This is a genomic window from Glycomyces sp. MUSA5-2 (assembly GCF_037034145.1).
GTDB classification, from domain to species: Bacteria; Actinomycetota; Actinomycetes; order Mycobacteriales; family Micromonosporaceae; genus Glycomyces; species Glycomyces artemisiae.
Genome location: NZ_JBAGKG010000014.1, coordinates 33,452 through 47,118 on the forward strand (window position 1 = coordinate 33,452; position 13,667 = coordinate 47,118).

The 13,667-nt window shown below is 70.9% G+C and carries 13 protein-coding genes and 1 pseudogene; 8 read left to right on the plus strand and 6 right to left on the minus strand.

Going from position 1 to position 13,667, the window contains the following annotated elements; all coding sequences use genetic code 11:
* From WA640_RS27155 to WA640_RS27180, 6 genes and pseudogenes are all read right to left on the minus strand, one after another.
* Window positions 1–1,074, minus strand: coding sequence for a M23 family metallopeptidase (locus tag WA640_RS27155; protein WP_442904852.1), 1,074 nt, complete (start codon window positions 1,072–1,074; stop codon window positions 1–3).
* 83 nt (window positions 1,075–1,157) lie between these two features.
* Window positions 1,158–1,676, minus strand: a complete 519-nt coding sequence (locus WA640_RS27160) for a hypothetical protein (RefSeq protein ID WP_335991978.1) — start codon at window positions 1,674–1,676, stop codon at window positions 1,158–1,160.
* Window positions 1,677–1,679: 3 nt separating this feature from the next.
* A complete protein-coding gene (locus WA640_RS27165; protein ID WP_335991979.1) occupies window positions 1,680–3,599 on the minus strand; it encodes a hypothetical protein in 1,920 nt (639 codons plus the stop codon).
* A pseudogene (locus tag WA640_RS27170) lies at window positions 3,596–6,571 on the minus strand (ATP-binding protein); the annotation flags it as partial. The gene WA640_RS27165 and the pseudogene WA640_RS27170, both read right to left, overlap by 4 nt.
* A 161-nt stretch (window positions 6,572–6,732) precedes the next feature.
* Window positions 6,733–7,122 carry a hypothetical protein gene (locus WA640_RS27175; protein ID WP_335991981.1) on the minus strand — a complete coding sequence of 130 codons (390 nt, stop codon included), beginning with the start codon at window positions 7,120–7,122 and terminating at the stop codon, window positions 6,733–6,735.
* Window positions 7,123–7,166: 44 nt separating this feature from the next.
* Window positions 7,167–7,448 (minus strand): hypothetical protein, encoded by a 282-nt coding sequence (locus tag WA640_RS27180; RefSeq protein ID WP_106363021.1) that lies wholly within the window; start codon window positions 7,446–7,448, stop codon window positions 7,167–7,169.
* Between the two features lie 358 nt (window positions 7,449–7,806).
* On the opposite strand from WA640_RS27180, the gene WA640_RS27185 reads away from it, so the two are divergent.
* The 8 genes from WA640_RS27185 (at window position 7,807) to WA640_RS27220 (ending at window position 13,633) form a co-directional block, all read left to right on the plus strand.
* Window positions 7,807–8,622 (plus strand): hypothetical protein, encoded by an 816-nt coding sequence (locus tag WA640_RS27185; protein ID WP_181245668.1) that lies wholly within the window; start codon window positions 7,807–7,809, stop codon window positions 8,620–8,622.
* An 85-nt stretch (window positions 8,623–8,707) separates the two neighbouring features.
* Window positions 8,708–9,445 (plus strand): hypothetical protein, encoded by a 738-nt coding sequence (locus tag WA640_RS27190; RefSeq protein WP_335991982.1) that lies wholly within the window; start codon window positions 8,708–8,710, stop codon window positions 9,443–9,445.
* Window positions 9,442–9,744 (plus strand): hypothetical protein, encoded by a 303-nt coding sequence (locus WA640_RS27195; protein WP_106363023.1) that lies wholly within the window; start codon window positions 9,442–9,444, stop codon window positions 9,742–9,744. The genes WA640_RS27190 and WA640_RS27195 overlap by 4 nt, the downstream gene beginning before the upstream one ends.
* Window positions 9,745–9,756: 12 nt before the next feature.
* The gene (locus WA640_RS27200) at window positions 9,757–10,704 is read left to right on the plus strand and encodes a WXG100 family type VII secretion target (protein ID WP_335991984.1); all 948 of its coding nucleotides are present in this window, start codon (window positions 9,757–9,759) and stop codon (window positions 10,702–10,704) included.
* Window positions 10,695–11,126 (plus strand): hypothetical protein, encoded by a 432-nt coding sequence (locus WA640_RS27205; protein WP_335991985.1) that lies wholly within the window; start codon window positions 10,695–10,697, stop codon window positions 11,124–11,126. Before WA640_RS27200 ends, WA640_RS27205 begins: the two co-directional genes overlap by 10 nt.
* A gap of 74 nt (window positions 11,127–11,200) precedes the next feature.
* A complete protein-coding gene (locus tag WA640_RS27210) occupies window positions 11,201–12,718 on the plus strand; it encodes a hypothetical protein (protein ID WP_335991986.1) in 1,518 nt (505 codons plus the stop codon).
* Between the two features lie 15 nt (window positions 12,719–12,733).
* Window positions 12,734–13,072 carry a hypothetical protein gene (locus WA640_RS27215; protein WP_106363026.1) on the plus strand — a complete coding sequence of 113 codons (339 nt, stop codon included), beginning with the start codon at window positions 12,734–12,736 and terminating at the stop codon, window positions 13,070–13,072.
* 249 nt (window positions 13,073–13,321) lie between these two features.
* Window positions 13,322–13,633: a hypothetical protein gene (locus tag WA640_RS27220; RefSeq protein WP_106363027.1), complete on the plus strand. Its 312-nt coding sequence runs from the start codon at window positions 13,322–13,324 to the stop codon at window positions 13,631–13,633.
* Window positions 13,634–13,667 lie beyond the last annotated feature (34 nt).

Here is a 13,667-nt window from a genome sequence, read left to right on the forward strand (position 1 = left end):
TCACTTCAGCGGCGCGCCCATCTGGTTCATGAACGCGATCGGGTCCACCGCGCCCGCCGCGCTGCGGTCCGCGTTCAAGTGCGTCTCGAAGTGCAGGTGCGGACCGCTGGAGCGGCCCGACGAGCCGACGTAGCCGAGGATCTGGCCCGCCTGGACCACGTCGCCCTCCTTCACCAGCGGTGCGGAACCCATGTGGCAGTAGCGGGTCAGGTAGTCGCCCGCGTGGAGGATGTTGACGTACCAGCCGCACCCGGCGACCTCCGGCGAGCCGTCGACATCGCACGAGTACGGCTCGCCGTACAGGCTCGCGTTGCACTCCGAGGTGATGACAGTCCCGCTCGACGCCGCCACGATCGTCGCGCCGCGCGGCGCGCCGATGTCGACGCCGTTGTGGGTCGGGCGCTCCGGAGTCTGGAATCCCGAGTTGATCGGGCCCTCGACCGGCGCCATCCAGCCCGCCGCGGACAGCTCGCCCGGCTGCGCGCACGTGCCGAGCTGCGTGCTCACCGCGGAGACGGACGCGCCGCCGCCGGTCAGCGTGTTGACGATCTCCGTCGCGATCGGCTCGTGCTTCGCATACGCGTTCGGGAAGGCCGAGATCTGCACGCGCTGGGCCGCGACCGTGAGCGGCAGCGACTCCCAGCCGTCGATCTTCACGAGCTTCTCGTAGAACTTCGTCGAGGCGTACACGGGGTCGGTGACCTGGTCCGGCGTCCCCCAGCCGGAGGACGGGCGCTGCTGGAACAGGCCCAGCGAATCATGGTCGTTCTGGTCGCCCAAATGCCCCAGGTTCGTCAGCCGCGACTCCTGCATCGCGGTCGCGACCGCGATGACCCAGCCGCGCACCGGCACTTCAAGGTCCTGTCCGACGGCGATAATGATCGCGGCGTTCCCGACCTGCTCCGAACTGTACGGCCCGATCTCCGGGAACTCGCCGTTCACATCGACCGACGTCGTCCCGCACCCGGCGGCGATCGCGTTGCCGTCCTCGTCGTTCGACTGGTCCGACAGGAGCTGCACGATCGACACGACCGCGCCCAGACAGCACACCGACAGAATCGTGAGCGTCCACATGAGCGGCCGCAGCCGCTTCGGGACCCTCGGCGCCAGCGGGTCCTCGGACCGGTCCTTCGCCGTCGTCTCCTCGCTCGCGATGCTCATGACTGCTCCCAGTCGATCGCCGACACCAGCCAGTCGCCGCCCGAGACCTCGACCATCGTCAGCGTCAACGTCCCGGTGTCGAGCGGGACGGCGACCTTCGGGCCGTCAGGAGCCGGTTCCCCGGCGACCTCCGTCGCCGGGACCGCCTCGGGATCGACGCCCTCCATCAGCGCGGCGGTGTCCTCGGTCAGGAACGGCCGGATCGAATCCAGCCAGCCCTGCGCCCCGTACCCGTTCGGGTTCAGCCACGCCTCGGCGAACGCGACGGCCTGGTCGACCGCCTCCTGCGGCAGCTCCTCGTCGGTGAAGCAGCCGTCGTCCTCGCAGTCGTCGGTCGCGAAGCCGTCGTCAGCGGTCACCGCCTCCGACGTGGCATCGGAGCCGTCAGCACCGTTGGTGCCGTCCAGCGGGGTCTCCTGGCGGCGGTTCGCCAGCGCGATCACGCCCAGCACCAGAACGAGGATGATGACGACGATCCCATAGCGGGAGAAGATGATCCGGAGGGCGCGGTTCATCCGTCATTCCCTTCTCGCAGGCCGGTAGACCTCTCCACCACCGGAGGATCCGCCTCCGGTGGACGTGCTCGATCCGGCTCCGCTCGTGGAACTCGCGGACTTGTCCGGGGTGGTCTGCTGCTCGGGCAGCGTGTCGCTCCCCTTGCTGCGCGGGGTGCGCACGGTATCCGAGGTCTCCTCGGGCCGGGCGTCGTCGCGGCGCTGCCGCGCTCGCTCCAGCTCCCGTTCGCGCTCGGCGCTCCTGTCGGAGTCGACGCGGCGGCCGAGGAACGCGTCCGCCGGGCCGCTGCCTCCCACCAGGCCCGCGATGCGTCTGCCCGGTCTGAGGAGCAGCCAGGCTGCGACGCCGAGGAGCCCGATCATGACCACCTGCAGCCACACTGGCATGGCGGTCTGGAGGATGCGGCTCGACGCCCATATGTAGATGACCGCCGCGAGGGAGAAGATCGCGACGTTGATGATCGCGCCCAGAACCGTGTTCACCAGACGCTTGAACGGGCCGCCCGCGGGCCGGAGCAGCGCGATGGTGCCGATGATCGGCAGGGCCACGATCGCGAACCGCACGATCATGAAGCCGAGGATGATGAGGATCGACGCGGTGAGGTCGAACAGCGAGAAGAAGATCGCCGTCAGCAGTGCGAGCAGCCCGGTACCGGTCCGCTCCCAGGCGCGCTGGCCGCTGATGTTCGCGTACGCCTCGGGGTCCTCGGTCTGGATCTGTGCGACCAGGCCCTGCCAGAGTTCCTGTTTTTCCTCGATCAACCGGTTGCGGACCGTCGAGGAGTCCTGGGCTTCGCCGTCCTCCTGCCAGGACAACGCCTGCGCCGCGAACAGCGCCGGACCGTACTTGTAGGCCGTGTTCGATTCGGTGACGACGGGATTGCCCTCGTCGTCCTCGACGACCTCGCCGTTGCGCTCGCGGAAGGTGACCTCTTCGCTCTGGCCGAGCATCGTCCGCAGCCAGTTCTGGTAGAGCACCTGGCCGGAAACGGTGTCGGATGCGGTGACGGCGGCAGAACGTGTGTCGATGCAGAAGTCGTCGCCGTTGAGCTCCTTGAGCTCGTCGTAGCGGTCCTGGTCGACGCCAGGGATGCGGGCGCAGCCGTCCGCAGTGTCATCGGCGATGAGGACCGTACTGAGGTCCATGCCGATGGTCAACGCCTTGTCGGTGTACTCGGCGGCCTTCACCGGCCAGCGCACGACTGCGGTCACCAGCACGAGGATCAGCACCGCCCAGGCCACAGTGGTGACCGCGTTGTTCATGTCCGCCTGACGAGAGCGCCACAGCAGGTACAGGCCGATCAAGCCGACCGTGACGGCGCCGAAGACGGTGAAGATCTGGCGGTAGAGCACCTCGGTGCCCTGCTCCATGAAGCGGTTCGACCAGCCCCACATGGTGTCCGGCTCCCAAGCGGCCTGGCGCATCGAGTTCGCGGCGCCGACGGTGGCGACCGACAGGTTGAACTCCATGTTGGCGAGGGCGTTCGCGGTGTCGGCGCCGTTGGGGATCGAGACCGAGTCCACGCACTGGCCGCCGACGCTCATCTGCTGGGAGCCGTACATCGGCAGCTGGTACCCGGCGTAGCCGTAGGCGCTGTACGTGCCGATGCCCTCGCTCTTGTCGAGGTTGGACGGTTCGGCGAACCAGCCGGCCATGCCGGAATCGGGCGAGGCGGGTTGGGGTGCCGCCTCGCACGGGAGCTCCTGGGCCTCAGGCAATTCCTCGATGCACTGGGACCAGTAGGTGTGCCACTCGTAGTCCGAGCACCCCTCGTCCCCCTGCGCCCCGGCCGATCCCGGCGTCAGGACGAGCGCTCCGAGCATGGCGGCCAAGGCCACCAGGATCCGGGCGGCGCGCCCTCCGGCACGCCGCCAGGACCGGGCGGGAGGAGGGGCGAGGTCGTGGGCGGAGGGGTCGGTCACTGGTCCTCCCCGGGGGTGGTGTTCAGGTAGTCGAGGAGGCCGCGGACCCAGCCGAAGTCGGCGCGGATGCGCTGGACGCGGCCGTCGACATCGCGCATGACGAACTCGCGGTAGGGGAGCTTGCGGGTCTCGGAAGCGTCCACTTCGGACAGGGACGCGAGCACCGACTCGTACCCGACCCCCGTGGGCACGCGCAGCAGCTTGAGCGCCTCCTCCGCGATGGTCGCGTCCTCGGCGATGCGGCCGACGAACACGGTCGAGACGAGGTTCTGCACGTCGAGCCCGAGGATGTCCTTCGGGTTCTGCGAGGCGACGAGCGCGGCGAGGTTCCACTTCCGGGAGTCGCGGGCGAGGCGCACCAGGAATGAGCGGCCGGACTTCCAGCCCTCCATGAAGTGCGCTTCGTCGAGGCCGACGAGCTTGCGGCGGTGCATGTCGCCGCCGTAGGCACGGCGGACGGCGAGGCGGTGCGCGGTGTGGAGCATCGGCAGTGCGAGGGCTTCCTCCGCGGACCAGTACTCGCGCTCGATCCCCAGGTCGGGCAGGCGCAGTCCCGACATGGTGATGACGGTGAGCGCCGTGTCGTCCTCCAGGACGCCCTTGTCGGGGGTGCCGAAGAACAGCTTCGCGAGCGGCATCTCGGCGGTGTCGAGCAGGAGCGCGGCGAGCTCGGCGCCGTCGCCGGTGACGTGGTCCTCGGCGTCCTGGAGGGACTCGACGAGGTCTTCGAGCGCGGAGTCCTCCTCGGCGGGGACGTGGCGGGCGGCGTGGCGCAGGAGGCGGGCGGTGCTCGCCTCGCGCTGGACCTGCGGCGGCAGGAGCATCGAGCAGATGTCCTGGACGAGCATGCGCCGCTCGGACCGGGCGTTGGAGACGGCGATGTCGTACTCGCGCTGCCCGTCGGGCGAGTCGGCGTAGTGCTCGCGGCGCGGGGACGGGATGAGCGCGTAGGGCGCGAGCGTGCCGTACTCGGAGCCGGTCAGGTTGAGCACGCGCGAGAACGGCTTGAGCTCGGGCATCTCGCAGAGCTTCGCGAGCGGCCCCGACGGGTCGAGGAGCGTGACCTGGACGCCGCGGCGGGCCGCGAGGTAGCCGATGGCGCCCATGAGCGTGGACTTGCCGCCGCCGGGCTCGGCGACGAACACCGAGAGGCCGGACTTCTCGCGGACCTCGGTGGCGAAGTGCAGGTCGAGGAAGACGGGGCTGCGGGAGGTGCCCGCAGTCCGCCCGATGAGGTCGCCGCGGCGGTCGCCGACGACGGACGCGGCCTGCGGCATCGCCGCGGACATGAGCTTGACGGGCATGCGGCGCACGTACCCGGTCTGGGCGACCGGCTCGCCGGGGATGAACTCGCGGGCGAGCCAGTCCTGGTTCTTCGGGTGCTGGAGGCTGATGCGCATGTCCCGCTGGTACATCTGCATGAGCGTGCGGGCGCGCTCCAGGCATTCCTCCTTCGTCTCCGCGGTGACGGCGAGGCGGTGCCAGCCGTGGGCGCGCGCGGCGTCGATCGGCAGGCCGGTGGTCATCTCGTCGCCCACGCCCAAGGCGCGCTCGGCGAGGCGCTGGAGCTCCGGCGGCGCGTCCATGGCGTGCTCGTCGTAGTCGCGCTGCTGGGAGCGGATGAGGCGGAGCCGGTGGTCGAGGTCGCGGAACGCCTCGCCCGCGCCGAGGATGTCGATGCGGCTCGACAGCTCGACGGGCCACGGGCACCGCTCGTGGAAGTGGAGCCACGGCTCGTGGCGCTGGGGGATCTCCAGCTCCTCCATGCGGCCGACGGTGAGGACCGCGGTGTGCTTCTCCTCGCCGGTGAGCCGGTTGACGAGCTTCACCGTGGACCCGTACGGGCTGCGGTAGCGCTCGATCGACTCGGTGAGCGCGAGGACGTCGCCGGGCTCCCAGTCGCCGTCCGAGCCCGAGAGCAGGCGCGGCGGCTCCATGCCGAGGGCGACGGACCGGTAGACGAGCCATTCGAGCTCGGCGGTGGTGGCGCGGCGGGCGCGCACACCGAACGAGCCGAGGACCTCGTCGAACTGGAGGCTGCGCTTCTCGATCTTCTCGCGCTCGGAGAGCTTCGTGCCGCGCCCGAACATGCGGCCGACCTTCTCGCCGAGCTGGTCGAAGGCGCCGCGCCGCGAGAACGTGATGCCGAGGAACGTCTCGCCCTCGGCGTGGGAGAGCTGCTGGAGGTGACGCTGGGCGGCCACGAGGTGGTCGGCCCAGCTGGTGCCGCCGGGGACGGTGCGCAGCGGCCGCGCCGTGTGCTTGTCGACGGTGCGGGCCCACTGGTCGGCCGGGAACGGCCGGGTGGTGCGGCGCAGGTGGACGCGCATGCCCGCGAGGCCCGCGTACTGCTCGGCGATCGCGACGATGAGCGCCTCGCGCTCCAGGTCGGGCCGGAACGACCAGCGCACGCCCGGCAGCTTGTACCAGGCGGTGACCGACGCGGGCGTGAACGTGGCGTGCCCGGCGATCTCGGTGAGGCTCAGCTCCCGGAGCGGCTGGCGCTCCTTCTGCGCGCCGATCGGCTTGACGCGCGTCGGCTTCGCGTCCCCGGACGGGACCGCGACCGCTTCCTTCCGGGACTGCCGGACCGGGACGAGGTCCTGTCCGGGCACCCGTTGTGTACTGGTTTGCGCGGACTGGCGGCGACCTGCGGCGGAGGCTTGGCGACCCTGGTCAGTGCCTTGTGGATAACTCGGGCCCTGCTGTGGATAACTTCCGTTGCGCTGTGGATAACCCTGTGGATTCCCGCTGGTCGGAGCCTGTGCGTAACGCTGTGGATACCCCTGTGGATAACTTCCCTGATTCTGTGGATAACCCTGTGTACGACCCTGTGGACGAGCGGTCGAAGGAGGCGTCGTCGGCGCAGGTGGCGACGCGTGTCGCAGCGACTCCACTGGGGACTGCTGGCGGGGCTCCTGTGTCGCGGGGGGCCGCTGCGGCTCGGATTGGGGACGGGCCTTCGCCGGTTCGCCTCTGCTGTGTCCTCTTGCGGGCTCTGCCCGGAATACCGCATCGGCCAGAGCGGTCGCGTCGTCGCCGAGGTCGCCGGAAGGCCGCTCCCGGTCCCGCACCGGCGCGGGCGGCCGGGGGGCGGAGAACTTGGCGACGGGCTGACGGCGGTCCTCGCCGCTCATAGGCGCTCCTCAGTTCGGACGGGCTCCACGAGCGTGGGCCGCAGGCGGATCGAACGGGTCGTGAACGCCGGGATGCGGACCTCGTGGCCGGAGTCGCGCGTGTGCTTCCAGTCGGTGAGCAGGGTGCGCAGGACCGTGGTCGCGGGCCGGTCGGCGTCGACGTAGCGGAAGATCAGCGAGGTCGTCACGAGGGCGAGGGAGATCTCGATGGCGGGGAACAGGTCGACGTCGCCGGTGAAGGCCCAGCGGACGAACATGAACAGCGCCAGCAGCGCGGCGAACGCGCCGTACTGCCCGTACGGGAGGTGGACGGGGAGCGTGTACCCGGGAGGGCCGAGGTACAGCAGGCGGGCACGGTAGATGTCGTCGTCGGTGCGCAAGCGCATGGGCGTCCTCCGTCCGGCCTTCCTCTAAGGGGCGATGCGGGATGCTAGTCCTCTTGGCTGAACAGCACGTCGACCAGGCCGCCGCCGACGGCGACCAGGACCACCGCGCCCGCGATGAACGCGATGCCGATGATCGCGATCGTCGACGAGGTGAGGACGCGGCTGACCTCGCCCTTGTTCGCCCGGGCGATGAAGATGAGGCCGAGGATGGCCAGGAGGATCGGGGCGATCTTGGACAGGAAGAACCCGATGATCCCCTGCGTGTTGATCTCGGCGCCGGCCTGGGCGTGCGCGGCCACCGTCCAGAGTGTCTCTCTTACAGTCATCAGTCCCATCCTTCCGTCACACGAGCCACTAGAACCTCACGTAACGCAATTTTCACTCATGTTTCTTGTCTCCCAACCCATTGCGGGGTCTGCCCTCATCATATGCCGGACCCCTGACGGAACGCACCTTCGTCGGCTCGAAGAGCGACCGTGAGACCGGACAACCGCAACTGAAACAGATAAGCCGGGAAGTATCAATCCGATGGCCGCGATCACTCCGTGTCGGCAATCCGACACTAAACTGGGAGAGCCGGGTGCCCTACGCTCAAGCGGCACCGCACAATAGAGCCCGACAGCCCTCACGGGCCAGCCCGATCCGCCGGCCCACCGGCCGAGCACCGACCTCGCGGAGACCACCATGGACTACATCGACGACATCGCCGGCCGGCTCACCGCCGCGGCCGTCGCCTTCGCCGTCGCCGGTCTCGCGGTGGCCGCGCTCGCCGCCGCCGCCCTCGGCGGCGTCCGCGCCTCCGAGAAGTGGCCCTCCGCCCCCGCCCCCCGCCTCGGCCGCCCCGCCGTCATGACCGGCGCCCTCGCCGGACTCGTCGTCTTCGCCCTCGCCGCCGGGCTGTTCTCCCTCGCCCAGTTCGGCACCGGTTTGAACGCCAACCTGCGGGTACTCCTCGCCGTGGGCGTGGACCTCCTCGCCCTCGCCGCCGGGCTGTGGCTCGTCAGCGTCGTCGCTGGCAAGATCGAGATGCGGACCCTGATCGCCGTCCCCGACCACCACGCGGCCCCGCCGCCGATCCCGGTCTCCGGCGACCCGACCCGCTACCAGATCCCCGACTACACGGAGACGCCCGTGGAACCCGACCCGCAGGACCAGCCGCACCAGTACGCGCCCGAGCCGCGCCAGGCCCCCCAGTCGCCGTACGCCCCCGACCTCACCTCCACCGGGAGCCTCCCCGCGGCCCGCCCCGGCGTCCCCACCATCCCCACCGACACCCGCCCCGGCTGGGTCTTCCAGGACAAGGGCACCGGCGCGTTCTACGCCGCCGTCGCCCAGAGCCGCGGCGGCATCAGCCTCCTCGCGCTCGACGACTTCACCGTCGCCCGCACCGCCTCCCTCGTCGGCCCCCTCGAACTCGTCGGCTCCGTCGAGGCCACCGTCTGGCCTCTAGAGAACGGCGACAACGGGCGCACCGAAGCCGGAGCCGACCGCACCGCCTGAGCACCGGCGGCTTCGAAACGCGGTCGGTCACTGTGAGCGCGGTTCGCTATCCTCGGAGTGACCTCCAGCGAAGCGAGCCGCGACTGTGAACGACGCCGACCGGGTCCTCACCGACCTCGACGAGCACGTGACGCTCCGCGTGCTCGACGGCCGCATCACCGTCGAGATCACCACCACCGGCTTCGGCCAGCCGCCCGCCTCGATCGCCAAACTCATCGTCGAACTCGCCGGGACCCTCCCGCGGCCCGGCGCCGAGTCCGACGCGAACCTCGCGTCAGGCATCGACGCCGTCGCCGGACTCCAGCAGGCCGCCGCCACCGGCGGCTACGAGGACTTCGCCGCCGCCGTCCGCGGCCGCCTCGGCATCGAGGCCCCCGCGAACACCCTCAGCCGCGACCCCGAGTTCGACCGCGCCATCGCCAACCGCCTCGACGGCGTCCTCAACGCCATGCGCGCCGCCCAGACCGCCCGCGCCGAACCCGCCCGCGAGGTCCTCACCGCCGAAGTCTTCACCGACGAAGGCGACTGCTCCGTCACCTCCAGCTCCGAACGCGCCGTCGCCGGAGTGTGGATCGGACCCGACGCCCGCAGCCGCGGCATCGACGGCCTCGGCGAGGCCCTCACCGGACTCATCGCCCGCGCCCGCGACGAGGTCCGCCGCCTCGCCGAAGACCGCGCGCACGCCGGCCTCCCCGGGGAAGTGGCGGAGACGATCGACAATGCCCCCGAGGACGCCGCGCGCGCGGGCGAGGCCACCGGCCGCATCCTCGACGGGATCGCCAAGGCCAACGAGACCCTCCAGAGGAAGGCAGGACGCACATGACCCGGATCTTCGACCCCGAGTTCGTCCGCGGCCTCGGCGCGGGCATCGACGCCAACGTGGTCCCCGTCCTCGAATCCACCAACGAGGACCTCCCCGAGCTCAGCGCCATCGACCGCAGCCTCTACACCACCGTCACCCTCCCCATGGCCGCCGCGTACTCCCTCGCGACCGCCACCGTCACCGAGTCCATGGCCGGCGCCGCCGAGGGCTTCCGCCAGATGCGCGACGCCCTCGACGCCTGCGCCCAGGACATGACCGACACCGACGACGCCTGCGCCCGGGCGTTCGGCGGCAACTGAGGGGGCCGCCGCATGTCAACCGGGCAGAGCCTCTACGACGCAGGCGAGGAGATGTCGCCGTACTACAACGGCGTCATCAAATCCTGCGCCGTCGCCATCGCGCCGCCCGCGATCGTCTTCGGCCTCGCCGTCCAGTCCATGGCCACCAGCATCTACCTCAACCAGTGCAACCCCGGCGACATCCTCAAAGCCGCCGGAGCCTGGGTCTCCCTGGCCGAGAAGAACACCGCCGCCGCCGAGGCCCTCCAGGCCGAGGTCGACACCGTCAACGACGGCAACTGGTCCGGCGACGACGCCGACGCGTTCCGCGCCTCCGCCGCGAACGTCAAGGCCCAGCTCCAGGAGCTCGCCGTCACCGCGTTCCTCATCGGCGCCCAGCTCCTCGCGTTCGCCGCCATGCTCACCGTCTACTGGCTGTTCCTCACCGCCTGCACCGTCGTCATGGACGCCTTCCTCGCCGCCTACCTCGCCGCGCTCGCCGGAGTCCTCACCGCCCCCGGCGCCCCCGCCATCATGGCCAGCGCCCAGACCGTCGCCACCAGCCTCGTCGCCTCCATGAAGAGCTTCGAGGCGTACCTCATCGCCGTGTCGACCGGCTGCGCCGCCCTCACCGGGGGCCTCACCGCCGTCACCTTCGGGTACCAGAAGATCAAGGGCAACCCCGTCGACCCGCTCGACATCGCCGGGGCCGGGCTCGCCAACATGCTCGAAGGGCTCCTCGTCTACGGCATCAACGTCGCCACCATGACCCCCGGCGGCCGCCACGCCTCCGTCACCAACGCCATGCACGTCTTCCAAGGCGTCTCCTCGATCTTCCCGATGTACAAGGGCGACGGCGAGACCGGCGCGCTCTTCGACGGCGGTGGCCCCGCCCTCGGCATCCCCGACTCGCTGCTGAACCTGTGGGAGGACCACGCGCCCGACCGGTTCACCAACCCCGAGTCGGTCGAATGGCGCTGAGGGCCCGTATCGTGCTGGCGCTGGCCGTGGCCGTGCCGCTGCTCGCGCTCGCCGCGACCCTGGTGCGCTACTTCGAGTTCCGGGCCGCTGCGGACGGGGCCGGGACGCACGGCACGGTCGTGGTCGAGCAGGGCTTCACCGCCGGCAGCGGCGACGAGGTGTGCACCGGGACCTTCACCCCGGACGGCGGCGGGCCCGCAGTGGAGGTCGACGTCGAGGTCGACGGCCGCTGTAAAGAAGGTGCGGTGCTCGACGCGTTCCTGGTCGAGCCCGCGCCGCTGCACCCGGACTGGTGGGGCCGTCCCACGGCGTGGACGGCCGGGACCGGCACCGCCGCGCACCTCGCCCCCGTCGTCGTCGTGATCGTCTTCCTGGTGGTGCCTGTCGCGCTCGCCGCGTTGCTCCTGCGGCCGCGGCCGTGAGTGCTGTCGCGGGGCGCCTCCAGTTGGTACCGTGTGGGGGACCGGCCACCCGTCCCCTCGCGAGGTGAGTATCGATGAGCGACAACGACTCGTACCAGGGCCTCGACCCTGCCGCCCCGGCCGCCAGCGCGCCCGCGTTCGGGTCCGTCGCGCCCGCCCCCGACATCGAGACCCAGCCCGACGAGGCCATCGTCGCGGTGCGGCCCGGCTGCTCGAACGCCGCGTGCGGCAACGCGACCGCGCACCCCTCCGAGCAGGCCTGGCAGCAGTTGGTGTCGGCCGTGCCGGTCGAGCGGCAGCTGTTCCGGCTGCGGCCCAAGGAGTCCGGGATGGCGTACCCGACGGAGGCCGACTTCCGCGACGCCGTCGCCGCGGTCCGCCCCGCGGAGGCCGACGCGCACTCCCTCGCGCGCCTGCGCGCCGCCTGGACCGATGACGTCTCCGGCCGCCTCGCCGACTGGTCCGAGCGGATCCGCTCCAACCTCGCCGACCTCGCCGAAGGCTGGTCCGGCACCGACTTCGACGTGTTCGAGGCCGCCTGCGGGCAGACCCGCGAGCTCGTCGAGGACCTCATCGACGACGTCGACGCCACCGTCGCGAGCCTCCAGGCGACCGAGGACGCCCTGTACGCGATCCAGGGCGGCGACTCCGGCGAGATCCCCTATCCCGCACCGCAGTTCTGGATCGACGGCGAATGGCACAGCTGGGTGTCCGTGCACGTGCGGCCCGCCTGGTGGCACGGCGACTGCCTCCAGTACACCTGCCAGGACGCCGAGCACGTGCTCGCCCTCGGCGGCGCCGAACCCGACCTCGCCACCGAGGTCATCGACTACATCGACGAGCGGATCGTCCACTACATCGACTACTACTCCAGCCCCGTCACCATCGAGCGCGAAGGCCTCGACCCGACGAAGGGCCTCACCGTCGAAGAGGCGAAGGAGCTCGCCGTCGCCGACGCCGTCGAGCACTACGGGACCCTCGTCGACCAGAGCTGGGGCGCTTACGACGCCCGCCAGGCCGAGGTCGACGACGACGTGAGCCAGCGCAGCGCCGACACCGACGGCGAGGAGCGGTCGGTGCGCACCGTCCGCAGCGACAAGCCGTACCCGGCCGCCGCCGACCCCGCCTACATGGACCTCGAACCCCCGCCGATGGACCAGCCCGCCGGGGCCTCCTCCCCGCGCGCCACCGAGGACCCGTCCCTGGAACCGCCTGCGGGCGACCCGCCCGCCGGGGACGCCGAGGAGCCCGCCGAGGACGACGGCGCCTCGGGCGGCCTCGCCAGCGGCGGCACCGCTCCCGGCGCGGCCCCGTTCGGCGGCGGCGTTTTCGCCTCTCCTGCGGCCGCGTCCCCGGTCTCGAACGGCGGCGCGGGCCCCACCTCGTTCGCCGCCCCTGCCGCGGCGACGGTCGCGGGTGCCTCGGCCGCTGCCGCCGCCCCCCGCGGCGGCGGCGCCCCGATGATGGGCGCCCCCGGCGCGGCCGGGCGCGGCGCGCCCGCCGACGACAAGGACCGCGAACCCGACGTCGACCTGGTCGAAGACGCGAACATGTGGGGCTTCGTCAACGAGGACGACGACCCCTACGCCTAGACAAGGAGCCCCCGCATGGCCAACCGCGCCTTCGACCCCGCCGCGCTCGAACGCTACCGGCAGTTCCTCGGCGACCTCATCGACGAGCTGGAGAACGACATCGTCCCGTCCCTGCGCGACGGCGCCCTGAAGAAAGCGCCCGCCTTCGGCTCCTCTCCCGGCGCCACCGAGCACGCCGCCGCCGAATACGCCGACTTCCACGCCACCACCTGGCGCAACCTCCAGTACCTCCGCGGCACCCTCCACGGCCTCCGCGCCGGCCTCCAGTCCGCCATCGACAACGGCGGCACCGTCGACCACCAGACCGCCACCGACCTCCGCAACCTCGCCGACGGCGACGACCTCTACGCCTGAACCGGCCCCTTTCCGCATGTCGCAGCCGGTGGTCACCATGCGTGACGACCCGGTTGTCTACAGGCGCACGGTTTGCACACCCCTGCTAACCTGAACCGTGAACTTACCGCCGAGACCCGCGTAATCCCCCCGAAGGACGTCAGGCAGCGCCCCGATTCCGCAGTTGCCCACCGCGTCCTGGCGCGATGGAGTCCGACCGCACGTCGGGGGACCGTACCGCAGGTACTGAACTCACAGACAGGAAATGCGATGCCGAAGGTCGATCCAGAAGCGCTGCGCGCCTACCAGCGCACTGTCCAAGCGCAGCTCGACAAGCTTGAGGACGAGATCATCTCCCAGATGAGGAACGGGCAGCCCCTCGGCAAGCTGCCCGCGTTCGGGGTGCTGGACGGGTCTGAGCAGGCACGTACGACGTACACGACGTTCCACGAGACCACCTGGAACAACCTCCAGGCGCTGCGGGAAGCCCTCGACGGCATCGTCAACTCCCTCGAAGACACTGCCAAGCAGCACGAGGACTCCGACGACGCCAGCGGCCAGGACTTCGACAACCAGCTGTGAGAGTGGTCAGCCGGCAACCGGGCGACCGAGAGAG